This is a genomic window from Thalassospira sp. MCCC 1A03138, from assembly GCF_002115785.1.
Taxonomy (GTDB): domain Bacteria; phylum Pseudomonadota; class Alphaproteobacteria; order Rhodospirillales; family Thalassospiraceae; genus Thalassospira.
In genome coordinates this window covers 71,736-93,390 of sequence record NZ_JFJY01000014.1, presented here as the reverse complement: position 1 = coordinate 93,390, position 21,655 = coordinate 71,736, and the positions used below count along the sequence as shown (strand labels likewise).

The window sequence follows — 21,655 nt, the reverse complement described above, 5'->3', positions numbered from 1 at the left end:
GACCTGTAAACACCTTTTTCGAGAAAAAATGACAGAAAGTGCGAGACGCAAAATTTTTGCGCGAAACCACATATAGGTTTCACTTTTATGACCTGCAAGGCCGAGCCTGACGCCAAAATCCGGGTGCGGCGCTATTGCGCGCATGTTCAAGGCCGCTAAGATAGATATGTCCTGCCAGACAAAGCGCCTGACTTCAGCCGGAATCCGCCCCTGAATTTCCTTTAAAAATTTGCAGAACACCAAAATGAGTCGCCAGATGACCTCCAAACCGCCCCTGCCCAACCGGAAATCCCCTATCAAAGTCATTGATATGCATACCGGCGGCGAGCCGCTTCGGATCATCACATCGGGTTATCCGACGATTCCAGGGGACGATATTCTGGCCAAGCGTCGATATACCCGCGACAAACTTGATCATCTGCGGCGGTTTCTGATGTTCGAGCCGCGCGGTCATTACGATATGTATGGCGCCATTCTGGTCGAACCGAGCCTCCCCGAAGCCGATCTGGCGGTTCTGTTCATCCATAATGAAGGCTATTCGACCATGTGCGGCCACGCCATCATCGCCCTTGGCCGATATGCCGTTGATTACGGATTGGTCGCGCCTGTCGAACCGATAACGCCGGTTAATATTGAATGCCCCTGTGGGCTGGTACGTGCCGAAGTATCGGTGACCAATGGGAAAAGTGGTGCCGTCCGTTTCAAATCAGTCCCATCCTTCATGTTTGCTGCCGATGTTGAATTGGCGCTTGCCGACGGCCGGGCATTCAAAACAGATATTGGATATGGCGGTGCATTCTATGCCGTTCTGGATGCCGGGAAATTCGGCCTTGAGGTCGGGTCTTCACCGGTGCGGGACCTGATCGATCTTGCGCAGTCCGTATGCAGCGCGGTGAATGCCAGTATCACGCTAAACCATCCCGATCATGATGATCTGGCATTTCTGTATGGTGCCATCCTGACCGATGGCAAAGATGCACCTGCCAAAGAGCCAACACGTAATATATGTGTCTTTGCCGACAATCAGGTTGATCGCAGTCCGACCGGGTCGGGCGTCAGCGCGCGGCTTGCCATTCACCATGCCAAAGGGCTGATCCCAACCGGTGTAACGAGAACATTTGAAAGTGTCATCGGGTCAGATTTTGAGGGTCGCGTTTTGGACACAACCAGATGCGGGCCTTATCCGGCGATCATTGCCGAAGTATCGGGCAAGGCACATTACAGCGGTGAAGCCAGTTTCTGGCACGATGCTGATGATGAAATCGGTCGCGGTTTTATTGTCCGATAGTTCGCAAATTTCTTGCGACCGAAACTGCAAAGGGACGCGGCGAAAGCCTGCGTCCCTTTGTTGTAGATTGCAATGATCTTGTCGTCAGTTCGGAGAGCCTTCGCTGGCACGTGCGTCGCGCAGGCACTCGATCAGGCTGTTTTTCGAATTTTCGATATGGGCTTCGAGGAGTTCGACCGCATAGTCGACATCCCGCGCCTTGCAGGCATCAAGAATATGGTGATGTTCACGTTCTGCCCGATCAGTTGCCCCGGAAAGTGCAAGCTGTGCTTGTGTAAAGCGGACAGTATTGTTGCCAATCATGCGGATGATTTCGAGCGTCTTGGGCCGGTTCGACGCACGATATAGCCGATCGTGGAATTCGCGGTTAAGTTCGCCCCATTTCGAAATATCACCCGATCGGAAAGATTCGTCGTAAACAGCCAGAATATCTTCGACCGATTTGATGTCTTCGGGAGTCAGTCGCGGCACCGCATGACGCAACAATTCACATTCCAGCATTTTGCGAACTTCAAAAAGCTCTTCGATCTCGTCAAGCGAGAGATGAGCAACAATCGCGCCCTTATGGGGCTGGAACGACACCAGACCTTCGGCATCCAGACGTTGCAAAGCCTCGCGAACCGGAATGCGTGAAACATTATATTCGGTAGCAATCGCATCCTGACGCAACTGGAACCCGGCCGGGAAATCACCCGACAGAATGCGGGCGCGCAAATCTTCGGTTACCTGATCGGTAATGGTGCGGCGGGTAAAACGCGGTGATGCGGTCATTTTGGCTCTTTTTATCTGTCCTGTGCTCTATCGGGCCCGGCTTGATATCCCCAAACGTCACCGCCCCCTTTTTCTAGTCATACCGATGCGTTGGTTTAGGCGCAATACAATTGCAATCATGCTGCTACGGTATCAGGGGTTTGCCAATAGAAACCGGACCCGATCAAACGCCTATTTCACGATAAATCCATGCGCGTAAGGATCACGATCATCGATGAAAATCGTATTGTAGCCATGCTTGCGTGCCCAGCCTTCGATCCCCGGCACCACCGCGTCATAGTCTCCGACTTTTGTCTGTTCGACGACGGTGACACGGAACTGCGACCCGATAATGCTTTCATGGACCAGCTCATGCGCCGGGTCCCATTGCCCCTTGCCGACCAATTGTGCCAGACGGGCGGATGAGCCGGTTCCACAGGGTGATCGATCAATCCCCTTGTCGCCATAAAACACCGCATTGCGATGGGTGCTGTCAGGCTGGGTCGGCTTGCCGGTCCACTGTATATGCGACAGGCCCGAGATATCGGGGTGAAGAGGATGAACGAACTCGGCGACCTCGTTCAGACGGCGGCGAAGTTCCGGGCTGATACGCTGAAAATCACCCACCGTGTAATCGGCCATATCGCGGAAGTTTTCCTGCGGTTCGACAATCGCATAGAAATTTCCACCATAGGCAACATCAACCTTGATCGGGCCAAGATCGGGACAATCGACTTCGATATCCGTTTTATAAAGGAAGGACGGCACATTGGTCAGTTTGACCGATTCCACGTGATCGCCAACCTGTTTATATTCGGCAATCACAAGACCGGCCGGTGTTTCAAGGCGCAGCACGCCCAGGGTCTTGGGCTTTACCAGACCTTCCTCGATCGCCATGGTGACCGTTCCGATCGTGCCATGACCACACATCGGCAGGCAGCCGGATGTTTCGATAAACAGGATGGCAACGTCACAATCGTCGCGCGTCGGTTCATAAAGGATCGAGCCCGACATGATGTCATGGCCACGCGGCTCGAACATCAACCCGGTCCTGATCCAGTCATATTCCGCCAGAAAATGCGCCCGCTTTTCGAGCATGTTTGCACCTTCAAGCTTTGGTCCGCCGCCCGCAACCACACGCACCGGATTGCCGCAGGTATGTCCATCAATACAGAAGAAGCTGTGTTTTGCCATTTGGTGCGGCCTTATCCTTGGAAACGATCAATACGATACGGGGTCATGTTAATGGGGGCAGTCGCTTCACTCACCAGATCAGCAATAAGCCGTCCGGTGGTGGCCGCCATGGTCAGGCCAAGATGGCCGTGACCGAATGCGAAGAAGACATTTTCATGTTTGGGACTTGCCGAAATCACCGGCTTGGAATCCGGCATTGAGGGACGGAAGCCCATCCATTCGGTGCCGCCTTCGGCGCTGAGCTTCGGAAGAACTTCTTTGCCTTTGGTAAACAGGGCCTTGGCGCGATCATAATTGGGGGCAGCAACCAGACCGCCAAGCTCAACCGCCCCGCCCACACGAATACCCATTTCCATCGGCGTCAGAACAAAGCTGTCATCGGCACAAATAATCATGCGCGATAGCTTCACGCCATTATAAGGGACCGTTGTGTTATATCCTCGTTCGGTATCAAGAGGCACCGATGAACCAAGTCGCGTGGCCAGCGTTTTTGACCATGCTCCGCATGCAATAACAACCTTGTCAAAAGTAATCTGATCGCCTTGTGCCGTCATCGCGGCACGCGGTTTACCATCGCGATAAACGAAATCGGTAACTTCGGCATTCTGGAACTTCCCACCGCGTTCCAGAAAATGCTTGTAAAGGCCGTTAACAATCCTGAACGGATCCAGAACCCGGCCCCAATCCTCCTCCATCACGCCGCAGGCGAAGATCGGGGCAAGATCAGGCTCAATATCCATGACCTCATCCTTGGTCAGATCACGAATTTTGACGCCGTTACGACGGCGAAGATCAATTCCGTATTCGGCATCCCGGCGTGTTTTCTCGCTGCGATAAACACCCATAGCGCCTTCTTTTTTAAACACCGCACCGGAAAGGCCTGCTCCTGCGATCACCGGATCGTAATCTTCCCAGGCGCGGTTGAGGATGGCTGCTAATTCGGTTGCAATCTGCTCTACCCGGTTTTTCGAACTGGCGGTCAGAAAACGGATCAGCCACGGCATCATTTTGGGCAAATAGGACCAGCGCACCGAAAGCGGCCCCAGCGGATCCATCAGCCAGCCTGGCACATTTGTCCAGACCCCCGGCATGGCAATAGGCGCGCATTCCGTGACGGCAATCCCCCCAGCATTGCCAAAGGATGCTCCCATCCCCGGTTCTCCGCGATCCAGAAGGGTGACGTCATAGCCCTTCTTCAAAAGAGCCAAACCGACATTGACCCCGACTATCCCGGAGCCGACAACGACGGCATGCTGATTTGACTGTGAGGGGGACTTTGAAGCGGAAGAAGGTTTTGGCATGTTCCGGGCCCTGACTGCTTTGATGTGCGCTTTTATCTTGATCTCTCGTCTCGTGCCAGATGGCAGCAAACTCCCCTGCGAAAATCGCAGGAGAGTTCCCACTTGCCACCAAATCATACGCAGATGCAATCACGCCTTACGAAGCTGATGCGATGAATGCGTTGATTGCAAACCGAATTAAAGTTTCGGGCGTGTGTCGATGGCTTTCTGGATGGTTGAGCGAATGCGTTCCATCTCTTCGCCAACCAGCGGAAGACGCGGAGCACGGACATGGGCCTTACCCACGCCGGTCATCTCCTGTGCCAGTTTGATATATTGAACAAGCTTGGCATGAACATCCATATGCAGGACCGGGGTGAACCAGCGATAGATTTCAAGCGCTTTCTTGTATTTTCCCTCAGACAGCAGCTTCCAAAGTGCGACCGATTCCTGCGGGAAAGCATCGGTAAAGCCCGAAATCCAGCCAACCGCACCCAGAACCTGGGTTTCCATGACAAGGTCATCCATGCCACAGAACAGAACGAAACGATCACCGCAGGCATTATAGATGTCGGTAATACGGCGCGGGTCGCCGGAGCTTTCCTTGATCGCAACCAGGTTCTTCACATCGGCAAGCTGGTTGAATTCTTCTGGCTTGATATCGATGCGATAGGCACCGGGGTTGTTATAGATCATGATCGGAAGCTTGGTCTTGGCTGCAACCGAACGGAAATGCTCGATATTTTCGCGCGGATCGGCGGTATAGATCATGCCCGGCAGAAGCATCAGGCCATCAGCGCCAAGTTCTTCGCATTTCTGCACGTAGCGAATGGCAGCCTGGGTCGAGTTTTCGGCAACGCCCGACAGAACCGGTATGCGACCGTTGGTAACTTCGACAGCAAGCTTGAGAACCGCGATTTTTTCTTCCGGCTCAAGGGCTGCGTTCTCACCGACCGAGCCCAGCATGACGAGGCCGTCAACACCGGCCTTGATAAGGGCTTCGATCTGATGGGCGGTCATATCGAAATCGATTGAACCATCTTCATTCATCTGGGTGGCAACGGCGGGGAATACGCCAGTCCAGTTCACCTGCATGGAAAGTAATCTCCTGATTTGGTTGCATGCCCCACTATCGGGTCAGACCGTTTGATCGCCAAAACCCGTATATTTACAGGCCTCAATTGCATACATGTATATTGTATACAAATTTTAGAATTCGATCGCAATGGGAAATTTTAGAAAATAAAAGGCCCCGCCATGCGGAGCCCATCTTGGTTTCATAGTCTCAGTTTTCCAATTTCATTGCGGCATTAATCCAGGCTTGCCGGAGATAACATCAAGGGTCTCGCGGATGATCACTGCATCACACAGCTCCTGCTCAACCATGGCACGCGCATTCTGGCCAAACTTCTGACGCTTTGCATCATCCTCCATAAGGTTCTCAATCGCGTCTGCCAAAGCTTCCGCATCACCCAGCCCTACCAGCAAACCGGTCTGTTCCTGTTTTACGATTTCACGACAGCCTGGAACATCTGTTGCAACCATCGCCAGACCGCTCGCAGCGGCCTCAAGCAAAGACTTCGGCAATCCTTCCCGCCACGATGGCAGAACAGCCAGATCAGATTGCCTTAGCAATTCAGCAACATCGTTTCTTTTGCCAAGCCACTCTATCAAACCGTCATTCTGCCATTTCACAAGGCTCTCGGTATCGGCAGAGTCAGGGTTTACCGGATCAGAATCACCTACCAAAAGTATTCGGTAATCTCGGGCTCTGGATTTGAGGATACGCGCGGCATCAACCAGTTCCGCCAATCCCTTGGACCACAACATTCGAGCCACGAAGATCACAGTTTTGCGTAAACCATCAATTCCATCCTGCTCCCCCGGATGGAATTGCCTGATATCCACACCGGAACCACGCACGAGAGAAAGGCGCGCCTCGCGGAAGCCAAATTCACGCATCAGATCAAAATCATCCGAATTCTGAACAATGATGTGGATGGATGGGAATCTGGTATAAAATCGCAACAACATCGAAACCACAGTACGCACCAAACGCGCTTTGGTCCCGTTTGAAACGAACATGAAACCGAGCCCGGTTACCATGTTTACCGAGCGCCTCGCGCCAACCATTAACCCAGCAAGGCAAGATAAAACAACACATTGTATTGCGACATTGATAACCACATCCGGTTGCTCTCGACGGATAAGGCATGCAAGCGCCCTGATCGTCTTCAGCGATTTCAAAGGGCTAAGTCCACCGCGCGCAATCGGCACATCGATAACACGGAAACCCTCGGCCCGCAGTTGGACAGCAGCGTCATTCGCATTGCACGCGACAATCACCTCATCGCCACGTACAAGTGCAGCCCGCCCCAAACCAATCCGATGGGAAACAAAATACCAATCCTCTCCGCAGACGAATAGCAGTTTGCGACTGCGCTTAGCCGAGACATTTTTTTTCATATGACGGATTCCGTGATTATGACATCGGCTTTGCTAAACGCCTACCAAAGCCCCGTCAATGACGGATCGACCTGCACATACTGATATGATTTAATTCCTGTTCGATATTTCATCCATAACGTGCATCAGGACGATATCATGACGGATATGCGGGCATTATTACGGTTTCCCGGTGAAAGACGGCTTGCCGTGGCCGACTGCCCCGTTCCCACCCTATTGCCCGGTACTATTCTGGTTCGCACAGAGATATCTGTCATTAGCAATGGTACGGAAAGACAGCAAGCTAGCGAAACCAAAGCGTCCCTTATTAGAAAGGCATGGCAGCGGCCGGATCTGGTAGCGTTGACAATTGAAAAGTTTCGTCGCGACGGCGCGCAGGCAACCCTCAATGCCGTTAAAGGACGCCTTGGCAGACCAATGGCGACCGGATACGCCAATTGCGGAACTGTCGAGGCAATGGCCCCGGATGTCACCGACTTTGATATAGGTCAGCGCGTTGCCTGCGCGGGTATGGAGCATGCCAATCATGCAGAATATAACATTGTAGCACACAATCTCGCCTGCCCCGTCCCCAACACTGTATCAGACGAGACGGCAGCTTTTGCCACCCTTTACGCCATCGGACTTCATGCCGCCCACCAAGGAGAACTTGAGATCGGGCAGAAGGTCGCCGTGATTGGATGCGGCCTAATCGGTCAAATAGTCACTCAAGTCACAATCGCAGCCGGCGCGATTGTGACCGTGATTGAACCGTTTTCGGAGCGCAGAAAAAAAGCAGAAGAAAGTGGGGCCAAGTATACCTATGCAGATATCAGCACCGCCCCTGTTGACCAGTTCGATGCTGTGCTTGTTTGCAGTAACAATAACAAAGAAGCGCGCACCGTAATTGAATCGGCCGCAAAGCTCTGCCGTGATCGTGGCATCATTGTCTGCGTTGGAGACGTTGCCGTGAACGCACCGCGCAATATCCTGTATCGCAAGGAAATTACCATCCGGCAGGTGCGGTCCTATGGACCGGGCCGTTATGACACGAACTACGAGCAACTAGGTCAGGACTACCCGATCGGCCATGTCCGATGGACGGTAAAACGGAACATGGCGGCAGCACTATCCCTGATGGAAAGTGGAAAGCTCGACCCGGCCTCGCTTATCTCCCATCGGATTAACCTGCATGAAGCTTCTGAGTTTCTATCAGGAGGTGATGACCCGACCATAATGGCGACGGTCATTAAATATCACAGAACCGATAGCAAATCGCAACCACCAGCCCCAGTCAAAAAGATCAGCAAGCCGAATGTCATGCCGGTCCGGATCGGATTGATAGGCGCGGGAAATTATATGAACAGCGTTTTGCTCCCTCGATTAAAGCTGCGCAAAAAGGTCGCATTGAATGCGGTCGTCTCGGGCAAAGGTCTTTCGGCACTGGCCATCTCCCGGCATGTGCCGGATATAACTACCGCGTCCGATCCGGATGAAATTCTGTCAAATCACGATATCAATACGGTGTTTATTGCCACCCGGCACGATAGCCATGCTAACCTCGCCAGTAAGGCCTTGGGCGCAGGGAAACATGTCTGGCTGGAGAAGCCGCTTTGCATCCATCCGAAACAGATCGGCGCACTCAAACAGGCCGCAGGATTGAGCCAAACACAGGTATTCATGGTTGGACATAATCGTCGCTTTGCGCCGATGACAGCCCGCCTGAAACAGCATTTAGTCAAAGGCAAAAAGCAATTCCGCTATCAGGTACGTCCCAATCCACTCCCTTCCGATCACTGGCTTTACCATCATGATCAAGGTGGTAGAACCATCGGAGAAATCAGTCATTTCATTGATCTGATTGGCTATCTGACAGGTGCTGAAATGATCAGCCTTTCATGTGACTGGATTGATCGCAAGGCCGGTGACAGCGTTTGGTACATGCACTTTGCCGACGGATCACGAGGCGAAGTTTCTTATATGCATGCCGCCCGACGCAATATGCCAAAGGAAACTCTTGAGGTCCTTGCTCCGGGATTTTCCGCCACGATCCAAGATTGGCGGAAGCTTGTGATCAATGGCAACACTGTCATGCGAAAAGGCATTTTTAAAAGCCCTGACAAAGGGCACGACAACGCCATTGACTGCTTCATCGATGCCGTAAGCTCAGGCATCCACGACCAGCGAATGCAAGGGATCGCAGCAGAAATAAGCTTGATGGACCAAATCCTGTCCTCGGCCGAAGGCAGCCGTCATGATGCCCCGGCATAAAGCACAATAAGCGGCAAAGTGATCACACTGATCAGCGTCGTGATCAGAATGGTCGTGGAAGACCGATCAATACAAACATTATAGCTACCAGCAATGATTGCCACATTCGCCCCCGCAGGAAGAGCCGCAATCAGAACCACGATGGTCAACCACAGCGGTTGCAAATCAAAAATAAAATGGGCGATCAGGAACACAAGAACCGGCTGCACAAACATTTTCGCAACAGTGCACAGCATGCTTGCGGACATATTGCCACGAACGGACTGCCCATAAAGCCCGGCCCCGACCAGAAGCAACGCGATTGTGGGCCCTGCTGTCCGAAACCGTTCGAGTGTTCCATCAATCATTTCGGGCAATCGAAGATCAATCAGGGACGCCAGTACACCAAGGATAATCGCAATGATAATCGGATTGCGCAAAACCCGAATGACACTGCGAACGACATTGGGCAACCAATGCCCGCCGCCGGAACGCGAACCTTCCACGATCATCACCGTAAGCCCCAACAAGGTCAGCGGATGGATCGACAGGATAATCAGAAGCGGTACCAGACCTTCTTCACCGTATACCGCCTGAACCAGAGGGATACCGAGCAGCACAATATTGGAGAAAACCCCGCCCATGGCGGTCACAGCCGCCTCGTCCGTTCTCGCCTTAAGCCACGCCCGCGCAACCATAAACACCAGTAAAAAGTTCAGAAGTGCGCCCGCATAGTAGCTACCCCACAAACGCAAATCGAAATGCGCACTGATGTCGGATTGCGAGAGGGTTTGAAACAGCATAGCCGGAATAAAGGCATTCATCGCAAGGCGGGCAAGGAACGGAATGCCTTCGCGGCTGATGACGCGGAAACGGGTTAAAAGATAACCACACAGGATCGTCAAAAAAACAGGTCCAACTTTTCCAACGATCAGATCAAGCATCTCCCCCCCCTGGCCGCCCGGTGACGGTCCCCAAACGGTCGCCCCCCTGTATCCAATAGCAGCAGTTCTATGAAAATACGGACGAATATCCGCAAAAAGAAAGGACGGTACCACGTGGTACCATCCCGATCTTACAAAGCAATTTATGCGATGACCAGTCTGTAAAGCAACCGGACAACAGCGAAACTACTCAGCCCTGCTCTGTCATGGTTCGCTTGACCGCGCTCTTCCAGCCGCCCAAAAGATGTTTCCGGCGACCAGCTTCAAGTTCTGGTTTGAATTCAGCATCCATATGCCAGTTTTCGGCGATATGACGGAGGTCGCGGTAAATCCCCGCCTGCAACCCTGCAAGATAGGCGGCACCAAGGGCAGTTGTTTCCGTCACAACCGGGCGCTGAACCGGAATATCGAGAATATCTGAAAGGTTCTGACACAACCAGTCATTGGCAACCATACCACCGTCAACCCGAACGGCCTTGGGCGAAACACCGTCTGCCGCCATCGCTTCGAACAGATCAAAGGTCTGATAACAAACGCTTTCAAGTGCGGCACGAACGAATTCACGTGGCCCCGTGTCACGGGTCAATCCGAAAATGGCACCGCGCGCATCCGGATCCCAATAAGGCGCACCAAGTCCGGTAAAGGCCGGGACAAGATAAACGCCGTGATTATCGTCAAGCGATTTGGCCAAACCCTCGCTTTCGGCGGCCGATTTGATGATGCCAAGACCATCACGCAGCCACTGCACCGCCGCTCCGGCAACAAAAATTGCCCCTTCGATGGCATAGCTGGTTTTGCCATTCAAACGATAACCGACCGTGGTCAGCAAACGATGCTGCGATGTCACAGCATCATCCCCGGTATTGAGAATCACAAAACAACCGGTGCCATAGGTGCTTTTGATGTCGCCTGGCTCAAAGCAGCACTGACCGAATGCGGCCGCCTGCTGGTCGCCTGCCATTCCTAGGACAGGAATTTCACGCCCAAAGATATCGGCATCCACCATTCCGAAATCGGCAGCACAATCCTTGACTTCCGGCAACATGCGCTTGGGAACACGGAAGATTTCGCACAACCTGTCATCCCAGACATTGTCGCGAATATTGAAAAGATTGGTACGTGCGGCATTGGTGGCATCCGTCGCGTGCGACTTTCCGCTGGTCAAACGCCACAGCAGGAATGAGTCCACCGTACCAAACGCTAGGTCACCCTGTTCGGCCAGCGCCCGTGCACCGGTAACATGATCGAGTATCCACGCAGCCTTGGTTGCCGAGAAATACGGATCGATCAAAAGCCCGCTTCGATTATTGACATCCGTTTCAAGTTCCGGATCGCGCCGTTTCAGATCATGGCAAAGTGCGGCGGTACGGCGATCCTGCCAGACGATGGCATTATAAACGGCCTTCCCGGTTTTACGATCCCAGACCACCGTGGTTTCACGCTGGTTGGTGATGCCAATCGCCGCGACATTGGCAATATCGACCCGCGACAGGGCTTCCCGACAAACGGCCACAACTGTATCCCAAAGGTCTTCGGGATCATGTTCGACCCAGCCGCTATTGGGAAAATGCTGCGGGAACTCCTGCTGCGCGACGGCCACACATCTACCATTGGCATCGAAAACGATGGCGCGCGAACTGGTGGTTCCCTGATCAATCGCCAGAATGTAGCGTGTATCGGTCATTTCTGTTTCCTCCCAAGCCGACAGTTGGTCTGCCGTACCCTCACAGCCCTTTGCGGCACCTGATTGTCACCGAGCATTCGGCTGGTTCAACTGATTTTGTGTTTCTATTTAGAAAAAACCACACCAAAAAACAATTCGTTTTCGAAAATTTCATCAGATTTTTTGTCATCCACCCTATCCCGTTTGGCAACAGCTTCGTCAAAATGATATAGAAGACAACACTTTACGGCACGCCAACTCAGTTTGAGCATTCATCAGGAAAAACGCCGCAATGATCATCGATCTGGTCTATGGTACCCGACCCAATCTGATCAAGGCTGCGGCCCTTTATCTGGCATGGCAGGAAAAGCGTGACGATCTGCCCTTTATCCTGCGCCTGATCGATACCGGCCAACATTGGGATCCGACCCTTTCCGAAAGCCTGCGTCATTCGCTTGGTTTACCTGCCCCTGAAATCCGGTTTGGAATCGGGCAGCCGGAAAATAACCGACACACGCTTATTCAGAATGCCAATAATGCCTATTGCCGGATGCTAGCCCAATCACCGGCACAGGCGACGATTGTCATTGGCGATGTTAACGGGTCTTTGGGTGTCGCGCGCGCCGCCAAAAGGAATTCAGTTTACCTGATTCATCTGGAAGCTGGATTGCGCGGCGGGTTTGATGCCGTTGCCGAAGAAGCCAACCGGACAGAAATTGACAGCCTGTGCAATATGCACTGGGCCCCGGATGAAGCCGAAGCCAACAACCTCCATAACGAAGGCATCAATGCTAAAGGCATTCATAATGTCGGTAATATCGTAATTGATGCGATGCTTCGCTTCGGCGGGTCAACAACGGCGATCTGGTCTCCATCGGTGCAAACGGGTCCGGTTCTATTGACGCTGCATCGTGCGGAAAATATCGACAATATTGTGCGGCTGTCTTCGATCATTGATGCAATTATCGACCTTGCCCATGAAACCCCAATCATCTGGCCACTTCATCCGCGTGCGCAAGGCGCCCTTGCACAAAGCGGCCTTTGGCGTCGCATCCGTGATGCCGGAAACATCAAGATCGTAGCGCCGATGCTCTATCCCGATTTTCTGGCGACTCTTGTTGCCGCACGCTATGTGATAACGGATTCCGGCGGAATAATTGATGAATGCGCCTGGCTCGGCAAGGCGGGATGCATTTTGCGACCGACCACGGAACGCTCGACTGCACTTGAAGCGTCCGCGCTGGAACTTTGCGAACCGGCAGAGCTGGTCCAAATCACCACAAACCTTACGAACAGAACATCACCACCAGTTCCTTTCCGGCCTGCCGGTTGGGACGGTAAGACGGCTAGCCGAATGCTTAATACGCTGGTTGCTCTTAACCGGTAAAGTTTTCCGATAAATCGCGGCACGGGATTTGCAAACTTAAGTCCCATGACAGGATTTTACCGGCATTATTTTCCCATGGAGGATCGGGATGGCAACATATGACACCCTGATGAGCATCACCAACACCGCGTCCAGCGTCAAAAGCACCTATGCGGCGGCAAAAACCATTGCGTCGAACAGTCGACCGCTGCCCGAAGAGAACAAGGAAAAAAATGCCGATATCGCCTATATCAAGGAACACGGCTTCACGACTTATGTGAAAGAGCTTGAAGAGCGCAAGATCGAAGAGATGCGCCGCAAGATCCTTCAATCGATGGGCCTTGATGAGGAAAGTCTGGCCAAGATGGGCGCAACCGAACGTCAAGCCATCGAAAAAGCGATTGCTGATGCGATCGAGGAAAAGCTGAACGGCGCGACGCTCGCCAACAAGCAAAACAACGACGATGAAACACCGTCAGAACGACGTGATCGCATGCAAGCTGAAATTGCATTCAACCCGAATATGTTCGACGTTTTCACAGCCCTTCAGTCTGAACTTTCGGATGGCTCGGTCCAGTCGATCACATCCGATGACAAGAAAAAGAACGAGAACGCAGCATAACATTGTAATTGCGCGTAAAAACCAAAGGCGCTGTCATTTCGACAGCGCCTTTTTCGTTTCGGAAATCCGAAAATGCCTTAATCATCGATGCCTGCCATGCAGACATATTTGACTTCAAGGTAATCCTCGACCCCGTATTTTGAACCTTCGCGGCCGATGCCTGACTGCTTGTAGCCGCCAAACGGGGCAACTTCGGTCGCAATCACACCGGCATTGACGCCGACCAGACCGGTTTCAAGCCCTTCGGCCAGCTTCCAAATGCGGCTAATGTCGCGTGAATAGAAGTAAGAGGCCAGGCCGAACTCGGAATCGTTGGCCATTTCCAGCACTTCATCATCACTGTGGAAGCGGATCAGCGGTGCCATCGGACCGAAAGTTTCCTCGCGGAAGACCAGCATGTCGCGGTTGGCATCGGCAATCACGGTCGGTTCGAAGAAACTGCCGCCTTTTGCGTGGCGCTTGCCACCGGTCAGAACCCGGCCACCTTTGGAAACGGCGTCGGCAATCTGGTTTTCAACCTTCTCGACAGCCTTTTCCGTGATCAGCGGGCCAAGGACAACACCTTCTTCGGTGCCATCGCCAACTTTCATCGCCGATGCCTTGGCGGCATATTTTTCGGCAAATTCGTCATAGACGGCGTCATGAACAAAGATACGGTTGGCACAAACACAGGTCTGGCCGCTATTGCGGTATTTCGAGGCAATCGCCCCTTCGACCGCAGCATCGACATCTGCATCCTCGCAAACGATGAACGGCGCATTACCACCAAGCTCAAGACTGATTTTCTTGACAGTGTCGGCGCACTGACGCATCAGCAAACGGCCAACAGCGGTCGAACCGGTAAAGGTCAGTTTGCGTACAATCGGGTTCTCAGTCATTTCGGCACCGATTGTTTTGGCGTCCCCGGTCACAATCGACAAAAGCCCCTTGGGCAAACCGGCACGTTCGGCAAGGATCGCCATCGCAAGGGCAGAATACGGGGTTTCCATCGCTGGTTTGACAACCATCGCACAGCCAACGGCTAATGCCGGTGCGGCCTTGCGGGTGATCATCGCGGTCGGGAAGTTCCATGGCGTGATTGCCGCACAAACGCCAACCGGCTCTTTCAGAACAACAACCCGGCGCCCCTGTGCAAAAGTCGGAATAACATCGCCATAGATGCGTTTGCCTTCCTCGGCAAACCATTGGAGGAAAGACGACGCATAGGCTATTTCACCGCGCGCCTCTGCAAGCGGCTTGCCCTGTTCGGCCGTCATCAGGCGTGCCAGGTCTTCCTGATTTTCCATCATCAGGTCGTACCATTTCATCAAAATGGTCGAGCGTTCCTTGGCAGTACGTTTCTTCCACTGCTTTTGCGCCTTTTCGGCGACTTCAATCGCGTGGGCAACGGCATCGCGGCCCAAAACAGGCACAGTGCCAAGCACTTCGCCATTCGCGGGATTGGTGACCTGTTCGGTTTTGCCGTCTGGGGCGTCGACCCATTCACCGCCAATATAGGCTTGCTGGGTGAACAAGGACGGGTCTTTTAAAGAAACCATAGGAATGCCTCCGGAGTTTTGCTTTGGGATCGAAGCATGAAAGTCATGAACATCATCTAGTTCGATCCGTGGTGGTTGCCACATCTTCGCAAGTTAAAAGACCATTTGGCAATCGCAAACACCTCGACCGTCGCGCTTTGCAACAAGATTGCGTTGCCCATCAGCCATGGCTGGCATTTTCGCATAGTCGGCTGGCAAAACCGTAAGCTTCCGCACCCAGGGGCAAATCGCACCGGGGTAACGTTGCAATCTTATGCCATCAGGGAACAGGTGATCTGTTTTATTTTTTTTCGGATTCAAACGATTCTGATCAACTTTCCAGATCAAACCGGATCATCCCGTCATCGAACGGAGAGCCGAAACAAATCATGCAGAATCGAAGACCTTAATCATAACAATACACTACAACCCCACATTCTTATTTCGTTATCGAAAATTAAAATTCTTCATAATTTTCGCTTGCAATTATTTTGGGCGGTTCGTAACGTTTTTGACATAACAGAATGACAGTTGAGAACATCTGTCACAAATCAGGGCAATCAGGGAGGAAGCGGTTGCTCACTTCAGAAACATACGACATTGCCATTATCGGTGGCGGCATCAACGGTGCAGGCATTGCGCGCGATGCGTCCGGTCGCGGCCTTAAAGTCTTTCTTTGCGAGAAGAACGACCTTGCAAGTGCGACTTCATCGGCCAGCACAAAGCTGATCCATGGCGGGTTGCGTTATCTGGAACATTACGAATTCCGTCTGGTGCGAGAGGCCCTGATCGAGCGCGAAGTGCTTTTGAACGCTGCCCCGCACATCATCTGGCCGCTACGTTTTGTTCTCCCCCACGTTAAAGGATTGCGTCCGGCCTGGATGATTCGATTGGGCCTGTTCCTGTATGATCATCTGGGGGGGCGCGAAAAACTTCCTGGCTCCGCAGGCATCCACCTTGATCATCATGTCGCCGGTGCCCCACTGGTAACTGGCATGAAAAAGGCGTTCATCTATTCCGATTGCTGGGTGCAGGATGCGCGCCTTGTTGTGCTTAATGCCATGGATGCCCGAAATCGCGGCGCAGTTATCCGTGTCGGCACCGAATGTGTATCGGCACGTCGCGAGGGCGATCTTTGGTCTGTTGCGGTTCGCGACAGTGCGGGTGAACACACGATCAAGGCCCGCTCGCTGGTCAATGCTGCCGGTCCATGGTGTGCCGAAATCCTTGAAAAACGCGTCGAAGCGAAAAAGAAGCAAGGTATCCGCATGGTGCAGGGCAGTCACATCGTGGTGCCAAAACTGTTTGACCATGATTACTGCTATATCTTCCAGAATCCCGATGGTCGCATCGTATTTGCCATCCCCTATGAACAGGATTTTACTCTGATCGGCACTACGGACCGCGATTACGAAGGCGACCCGTCCAAAGTCGCGATCAGCAGCGATGAAATCAGCTATCTGTGCGAATTGGCCAACACCTATTTCGCTCACAAGATCGCACCGGCCGATGTCGTCTGGTCCTATTCCGGTGTTCGCCCGCTTTATGGCGATGGCTCCGAAGACGCATCCCAGGTCACGCGCGACTACGTTCTTGAAATCGATAATGGTGACAATGGTGCACCGCTTCTGAACATTTATGGCGGCAAAATCACCACCTATCGCAAGCTAGCTGAATCAGCGATGAGCAAACTTTCCCCATATCTCGGGATTGCAGATGATCGCTGGACCGATAGCGTCGCCCTTCCGGGCGGCGACATGCCAAATGGCGATTTCGAAAGCTATCTTGCTGCAATGCAAAAGAAATTTCCGTGGATTCCGGCGGCTCAACTCTACCGCTACGTGCGAAACTACGGCACACTGACCCACACCATCATTGGCGATGCATCCGACCTTTCCGGGCTGGGTACGCATCTTGGCGATGATATTTATGAATGCGAACTGCGCTATCTTGCGGCTCAGGAATGGGCACGTACTGCCGATGACGTTCTGTGGCGCCGATCCAAACTCGGCCTGCATCTGTCAAAGGATGCCCAGACCGCCATTGCGCAATGGTTTGCGACTGAAACCAAATCGAATAACCCCGTGAAAACGGGCGAAGGAACAAATGCGAAATGACCCTTACGCTTGAAAACATAACCAAGACCGTGGAAGGGGAAACCCACATCGACGACGTGTCGATGTCGCTTGAGCCGGGATCATTTAACGTCCTTCTCGGGCGGACACTGGCTGGCAAAACGACGCTTATGCGCATTATGGCCGGTCTTGAACCACCAACCGGCGGACGCATTCTGGTCAATGGCAAGGATGTCACCGGCATGCCGGTTCAGAAACGCAACGTCGCGATGGTCTATCAGCAGTTCATCAACTACCCGTCGATGAGTGTCTACGACAACATCGCATCACCGCTTAAATTGCAGGGCGTTGATGCTGCCGAAATTGAACGCCGTGTTAAATCCACCGCCGAACTGATGCATATCGAACATCTGCTGGATCGACTGCCACACGAACTTTCGGGCGGTCAGCAACAGCGCACTGCGATGGCGCGCGCCATGGTCAAGGATTGCACCCTGCTTCTGCTTGACGAGCCGCTGGTCAACCTTGACTACAAACTGCGCGAAGAACTGCGTGAGGAAATCCCGAACCTTCTGGCGGAACGTGACACCATTGTCGTTTACGCCACCACCGAGCCGATGGAAGCCCTTTTGCTGGGTGGTAAATGTGCGGTGATGCATGAGGGCCGCGTAACCCAGTTTGGCCCGACAACACAGGTTTATCACAATCCGGCCTTTGTCGAGACCGGCCTGATCTTTTCCGATCCGCCGATCAATCTGGTCAAGGCCGAGGTCCGTGATAGTGCTCTCTATCTGGCAAGCGGCCATCAGGTCCCGCTGAGCGGCCATCTTTCAGCCCTTACCGATGGACAATACACCATCGGAGTTCGCGCCAATCACCTGTCGGTCGATCAGACCAGTGCCGAATGCGTTGCGATGCAGGGCCAGGTTGAACTGGCTGAAATCACCGGCTCGGAAACCTTTGTCCATGTTCATTTCAACGACGTTTCCTGGGTGATTCAGGAAGAAGGTGTGCACAACCCGCGGCTTGGCGAGGCGGCCACCTTCTATGTCGACCCCAAACGACTGTTTGCCTATGACGCCAATGATCGCCTTGTGGCGGCACCGCCCGTTGAAATTCAAAACGGCAAGGCCGCCTGAGGTTGGAGAATTAAAATGGCACGTATCGATCTTAAAAGCCTTGCGCACTCTTATTTCCCAGACCCGAAAGGGGACGAGGACTACGCCCTTCGCCGCATGGAACATGTTTGGGAAGATGGCGGGGCTTATGCCCTTCTTGGCCCGTCAGGCTGTGGCAAGACCACTTTGCTTAACATCATTTCCGGTCTTCTGACCCCGTCCGAGGGACAGGTCCTTTTTGATGGCAAGGACGTCACCAGACTGGCCCCGGAAGAACGCAATATTGCGCAGGTTTTCCAGTTCCCGGTCATTTACGACACCATGACCGTTTACGAAAACCTTGCCTTCCCGCTGCGCAATCGTGGCGTTGATTCAAAACGGGTTGACGAACGTGTTCGCGAAATTGCCGGAATGCTCGACCTGACCGGCAAGCTGAAGCAAAAGGCGCGTGGTCTGGGTGCGGATGAAAAGCAGACGATCTCGCTTGGCCGCGGGTTGGTTCGCGACGATGTTTCGGCCATCCTGTTTGACGAACCGCTGACCGTGATCGACCCGCATCTGAAATGGGTCCTGCGCCGCAAGCTCAAGGAAATTCACAACAAACTGCGCCCGACCATGGTCTATGTGACCCATGACCAGGTCGAAGCCCTGACATTTGCCGATAAGGTCGTTGTCATGTATGGCGGCAAGGTCGTGCAGCTTGGTACCCCGCAGGAACTGTTTGAAAATCCGGCCCATACCTTTGTCGGCTACTTCATCGGAAGCCCGGGCATGAATATCATGCCGTGTAATATCGATGCCGGCGCGGCCTGGATTGATGGCAAACGCATCGCACTTTCGGATCGCCACATGGAAGCCGTTTCCAAGGCATCCGGGCAGATTGAACTTGGCATCCGCCCCGAATTCCTGCGCATCGAAACCGACAGCGGTTCCGAAGGCGATAACGGGATCGAGGTCAATATCGTCAAGGTCGAAGACCTCGGCCAATACAAGATCGCAACCACCCGGTTCGGCTCGTCCGAAATGAAGGTCAAGGTCAGCGAAGATCAGCAGATCACCGGCCAAAGCGGCATCCTCCGGTTCGCACCGGAATGGACCAAGCTTTACGCCGACAGCCAGCTGGTCGCTTGAGGGGGATGGGGAAATGAACAAGATTACCAACAACAAGGCATGGTTCCTCGTCCTGCCAGTCTTCTTTATCGTCGCAATCAGCGCAATCATCCCGCTAATGACGGTTGTGAACTATTCGGTTCAGGATATTTTCGATCCGCAAACCCGTTTCTTTGTCGGGGCGGACTGGTTCCGTCAGGTCCTTGAAGACAGCCGCCTGCATGATGCCCTGATCCGTCAGATCATCTATACCGGCAGTGTGCTGTTCATCGAAATTCCTCTGGGTATCGGCATAGCGTTAACGCTGCCACGCAAAGGCTGGGGCGTTTCCGCCTGCATGGTTCTTCTGGCTTTGCCATTGCTTATTCCATGGAACGTGGTCGGCACCATCTGGCAGATTTTTGGTCGTGCCGATATCGGTCTTGGCGGTTATGCCCTTAACATGATTGGCATGGACTATAATTACAGCCAGAACCCGATGGATGCCTGGGTGACCGTTCTTGTCATGGATGTGTGGCACTGGACCAGCCTAATTGTCCTTCTGTGTTATGCCGGTCTTCGTTCGATCCCCGATGCCTATTATCAGGCTGCCAAGATCGATGGTGCATCGAACTGGGCCGTGTTCCGGTTTATCCAGCTTCCGAAAATGCAGTCGGTCCTCGTGATCGGTGTTCTGCTGCGCTTTATGGACAGCTTCATGATCTATACCGAGCCTTTCGTGCTTACGGGCGGCGGGCCAGGTACGGCTACCACATTCCTCAGCCAGTTCTTGGTCACGATTGCTGTGGGTCAGTTCGACCTTGGTCCGGCTGCGGCATTCTCGCTGATCTACTTCCTGATCATTCTGCTGGTTTGCTGGGTTTTCTATACCGTCGTGATGAACGCCGGAAAGCGGGAGGAACAATAAAATGCGGTTCCAGAAACGTCATATCGCACTTCTTCTTTATATCGTGTTCCTGTTGCTGCCGATCTATTGGCTGTTCAACATGTCGATCAAGACCAATTCAGAAATCCTGGGCGCAATGACCCTGTTCCCGGATAATCCGACACTGGCAAACTATGCGACCATCCTAACCGATCCGGCATGGTATTCAGGCTATATCAACTCGATGATCTATGTCGGGATCAACGTTGTGATCTCGCTTCTGGTTGCCCTACCCGCGGCATATGCTTTTTCCCGATATAACTTCACCGGTGACAAGCATCTGTTCTTCTGGCTGCTGACCAACCGCATGGCACCGCCTGCCGTGTTCCTGCTGCCGTTTTTCCAGCTTTATTCAAGTGTCGGCCTGTTTGACACCCATATCGCTGTGGCGCTTGCGCACTGCCTGTTCAACGTGCCGCTGGCCGTCTGGATCCTCGAAGGTTTCATGTCGGGCATTCCAAAAGAAATCGATGAAACCGCCTATATCGACGGTTATTCCTTCCCACGCTTCTTCACCACGATCTTCATTCCGCTGATCCGTTCGGGCATCGGTGTGACGGCCTTCTTCTGCTTCATGTTCAGTTGGGTTGAACTGTTGCTGGCCCGCACCCTGACGTCGGTCGATGCCAAACCGATCGTGGCCACCATGACCCGTACCGTTTCGGCATCGGGGCTTGATTGGGGTGTTCTGGCGGCCGCGGGTGTTCTGACAATCGTGCCTGGCGCTTTGGTGATCTGGTTCGTTCGCAACTACATCGCCAAGGGCTTCGCGATGGGCCGCGTGTAATCGGAAAACAGGAAGGAATAAAACAATGACTTGGATGGCCTGGACCCCGATTACCGCCGTGTTCTTTTCCTGCATCATCCTGATGCTGATCGGAATGGGAATATGGCAGGCAGTCTCGCCGACTGTTCCACGCCGGGGCTTTTTACCCCTGACGACAACCCGCGGGGATCGCCTTTTCATCGGTTTACTTGGTGCGGCCTATATCCATCTTGGTTTTATGGCATTTAGCGATGCCGCCATCTGGATCGCATCAATCGTTGCCCTTTTCTGGCTCATCATCGTGATGCGCTGGGGCTGAATAATCCGGAACGGTACCGTGTC

19 protein-coding genes are annotated in these 21,655 nt (G+C 53.2%); 10 read left to right on the top strand and 9 right to left on the bottom strand.

The window, feature by feature from the left end; translation table 11 throughout:
• Positions 1-267, bottom strand: a 267-nt coding sequence (locus tag TH468_RS21870; protein ID WP_210402277.1) for a hypothetical protein, incomplete at its 3' end; no start/stop codon positions are given.
• Between TH468_RS21870 and TH468_RS20765 the strand changes: the two genes are divergently transcribed.
• Positions 257-1,288 carry a proline racemase family protein gene (locus TH468_RS20765; protein WP_085646349.1) on the top strand — a complete coding sequence of 344 codons (1,032 nt, stop codon included), beginning with the start codon at positions 257-259 and terminating at the stop codon, positions 1,286-1,288. The two genes, TH468_RS21870 and TH468_RS20765, sit on opposite strands and share 11 nt — an antisense overlap.
• A gap of 84 nt (positions 1,289-1,372) precedes the next feature.
• Here TH468_RS20765 and TH468_RS20760 read toward each other — a convergent pair whose 3' ends face one another.
• The 5 genes from TH468_RS20760 to TH468_RS20740 all read right to left on the bottom strand — a co-directional run bounded on the left by TH468_RS20760 (position 1,373) and on the right by TH468_RS20740 (position 6,978).
• The gene (locus TH468_RS20760) at positions 1,373-2,059 is read right to left on the bottom strand and encodes a GntR family transcriptional regulator (RefSeq protein ID WP_085646343.1); all 687 of its coding nucleotides are present in this window, start codon (positions 2,057-2,059) and stop codon (positions 1,373-1,375) included.
• A gap of 171 nt (positions 2,060-2,230) precedes the next feature.
• Complete coding sequence (locus TH468_RS20755; protein ID WP_085646342.1) at positions 2,231-3,232, bottom strand: 4-hydroxyproline epimerase; 1,002 nt, start codon at positions 3,230-3,232, stop codon at positions 2,231-2,233.
• An 11-nt stretch (positions 3,233-3,243) separates the two neighbouring features.
• Positions 3,244-4,533 carry an FAD-binding oxidoreductase gene (locus TH468_RS20750; protein WP_085646341.1) on the bottom strand — a complete coding sequence of 430 codons (1,290 nt, stop codon included), beginning with the start codon at positions 4,531-4,533 and terminating at the stop codon, positions 3,244-3,246.
• Positions 4,534-4,710: 177 nt separating this feature from the next.
• Entirely contained in the window at positions 4,711-5,607 is an 897-nt protein-coding gene (locus TH468_RS20745) for a dihydrodipicolinate synthase family protein (RefSeq protein WP_085646340.1), read from the bottom strand.
• A gap of 204 nt (positions 5,608-5,811) precedes the next feature.
• Positions 5,812-6,978, bottom strand: a complete 1,167-nt coding sequence (locus TH468_RS20740; RefSeq protein ID WP_085646339.1) for a glycosyltransferase family 4 protein — start codon at positions 6,976-6,978, stop codon at positions 5,812-5,814.
• A gap of 138 nt (positions 6,979-7,116) precedes the next feature.
• On the opposite strand from TH468_RS20740, the gene TH468_RS20735 reads away from it, so the two are divergent.
• On the top strand, positions 7,117-9,228 hold the full coding sequence (locus TH468_RS20735) for a bi-domain-containing oxidoreductase (protein ID WP_139834777.1): 2,112 nt from the start codon (positions 7,117-7,119) through the stop codon (positions 9,226-9,228).
• On the opposite strand, the gene TH468_RS20730 is transcribed toward TH468_RS20735, so the two are convergent.
• On the bottom strand, positions 9,210-10,151 hold the full coding sequence (locus tag TH468_RS20730; protein WP_071240561.1) for an AEC family transporter: 942 nt from the start codon (positions 10,149-10,151) through the stop codon (positions 9,210-9,212). The genes TH468_RS20735 and TH468_RS20730 overlap by 19 nt on opposite strands.
• A 190-nt stretch (positions 10,152-10,341) precedes the next feature.
• Positions 10,342-11,835 (bottom strand): glycerol kinase GlpK, encoded by a 1,494-nt coding sequence (gene glpK, locus TH468_RS20725; RefSeq protein ID WP_085646337.1) that lies wholly within the window; start codon positions 11,833-11,835, stop codon positions 10,342-10,344.
• Between the two features lie 271 nt (positions 11,836-12,106).
• On the opposite strand from glpK, the gene TH468_RS20720 reads away from it, so the two are divergent.
• Positions 12,107-13,201 carry a UDP-N-acetyl glucosamine 2-epimerase gene (locus tag TH468_RS20720; protein ID WP_085646336.1) on the top strand — a complete coding sequence of 365 codons (1,095 nt, stop codon included), beginning with the start codon at positions 12,107-12,109 and terminating at the stop codon, positions 13,199-13,201.
• Positions 13,202-13,289: 88 nt separating this feature from the next.
• Positions 13,290-13,802 (top strand): hypothetical protein, encoded by a 513-nt coding sequence (locus TH468_RS20715; RefSeq protein WP_085646335.1) that lies wholly within the window; start codon positions 13,290-13,292, stop codon positions 13,800-13,802.
• 77 nt (positions 13,803-13,879) lie between these two features.
• Here TH468_RS20715 and TH468_RS20710 read toward each other — a convergent pair whose 3' ends face one another.
• Entirely contained in the window at positions 13,880-15,340 is a 1,461-nt protein-coding gene (locus tag TH468_RS20710; RefSeq protein ID WP_085646334.1) for an NAD-dependent succinate-semialdehyde dehydrogenase, read from the bottom strand.
• A gap of 554 nt (positions 15,341-15,894) precedes the next feature.
• Here TH468_RS20710 and glpD point away from each other — a divergent pair.
• Genes glpD through TH468_RS20675 form a run of 6 tightly spaced genes read left to right on the top strand, consistent with a single transcriptional unit; the run spans position 15,895 to position 21,632 of the window.
• Entirely contained in the window at positions 15,895-17,436 is a 1,542-nt protein-coding gene (gene glpD, locus TH468_RS20700) for a glycerol-3-phosphate dehydrogenase (RefSeq protein ID WP_085646332.1), read from the top strand.
• Positions 17,433-18,533, top strand: coding sequence for an ABC transporter ATP-binding protein (locus TH468_RS20695; protein WP_085646331.1), 1,101 nt, complete (start codon positions 17,433-17,435; stop codon positions 18,531-18,533). Before glpD ends, TH468_RS20695 begins: the two co-directional genes overlap by 4 nt.
• A 15-nt stretch (positions 18,534-18,548) precedes the next feature.
• A complete protein-coding gene (locus TH468_RS20690; protein WP_085646330.1) occupies positions 18,549-19,643 on the top strand; it encodes an ABC transporter ATP-binding protein in 1,095 nt (364 codons plus the stop codon).
• 13 nt (positions 19,644-19,656) lie between these two features.
• Positions 19,657-20,529, top strand: coding sequence for a carbohydrate ABC transporter permease (locus tag TH468_RS20685; protein WP_062950865.1), 873 nt, complete (start codon positions 19,657-19,659; stop codon positions 20,527-20,529).
• A 1-nt stretch (position 20,530) separates the two neighbouring features.
• A complete protein-coding gene (locus tag TH468_RS20680) occupies positions 20,531-21,334 on the top strand; it encodes a carbohydrate ABC transporter permease (RefSeq protein WP_007091527.1) in 804 nt (267 codons plus the stop codon).
• Positions 21,335-21,359: 25 nt separating this feature from the next.
• Positions 21,360-21,632 (top strand): DUF2160 domain-containing protein, encoded by a 273-nt coding sequence (locus TH468_RS20675; RefSeq protein ID WP_062950857.1) that lies wholly within the window; start codon positions 21,360-21,362, stop codon positions 21,630-21,632.
• Positions 21,633-21,655: the final 23 nt, after the last annotated feature.

Coding starts and splice junctions, on each gene's coding strand:
- TH468_RS20765 (WP_085646349.1), top strand. CDS start 257: ATGACCTCCAAACCGCCCCTGCCCAACCGGAAATCCCCTATCAAAGTC.
- TH468_RS20760 (WP_085646343.1), bottom strand. CDS start 2,059: ATGACCGCATCACCGCGTTTTACCCGCCGCACCATTACCGATCAGGTA.
- TH468_RS20755 (WP_085646342.1), bottom strand. CDS start 3,232: ATGGCAAAACACAGCTTCTTCTGTATTGATGGACATACCTGCGGCAAT.
- TH468_RS20750 (WP_085646341.1), bottom strand. CDS start 4,533: ATGCCAAAACCTTCTTCCGCTTCAAAGTCCCCCTCACAGTCAAATCAG.
- TH468_RS20745 (WP_085646340.1), bottom strand. CDS start 5,607: ATGCAGGTGAACTGGACTGGCGTATTCCCCGCCGTTGCCACCCAGATG.
- TH468_RS20740 (WP_085646339.1), bottom strand. CDS start 6,978: ATGAAAAAAAATGTCTCGGCTAAGCGCAGTCGCAAACTGCTATTCGTC.
- TH468_RS20735 (WP_139834777.1), top strand. CDS start 7,117: ATGACGGATATGCGGGCATTATTACGGTTTCCCGGTGAAAGACGGCTT.
- TH468_RS20730 (WP_071240561.1), bottom strand. CDS start 10,151: ATGCTTGATCTGATCGTTGGAAAAGTTGGACCTGTTTTTTTGACGATC.
- glpK (WP_085646337.1), bottom strand. CDS start 11,835: ATGACCGATACACGCTACATTCTGGCGATTGATCAGGGAACCACCAGT.
- TH468_RS20720 (WP_085646336.1), top strand. CDS start 12,107: ATGATCATCGATCTGGTCTATGGTACCCGACCCAATCTGATCAAGGCT.
- TH468_RS20715 (WP_085646335.1), top strand. CDS start 13,290: ATGGCAACATATGACACCCTGATGAGCATCACCAACACCGCGTCCAGC.
- TH468_RS20710 (WP_085646334.1), bottom strand. CDS start 15,340: ATGGTTTCTTTAAAAGACCCGTCCTTGTTCACCCAGCAAGCCTATATT.
- TH468_RS20695 (WP_085646331.1), top strand. CDS start 17,433: ATGACCCTTACGCTTGAAAACATAACCAAGACCGTGGAAGGGGAAACC.
- TH468_RS20690 (WP_085646330.1), top strand. CDS start 18,549: ATGGCACGTATCGATCTTAAAAGCCTTGCGCACTCTTATTTCCCAGAC.
- TH468_RS20685 (WP_062950865.1), top strand. CDS start 19,657: ATGAACAAGATTACCAACAACAAGGCATGGTTCCTCGTCCTGCCAGTC.
- TH468_RS20680 (WP_007091527.1), top strand. CDS start 20,531: ATGCGGTTCCAGAAACGTCATATCGCACTTCTTCTTTATATCGTGTTC.
- TH468_RS20675 (WP_062950857.1), top strand. CDS start 21,360: ATGACTTGGATGGCCTGGACCCCGATTACCGCCGTGTTCTTTTCCTGC.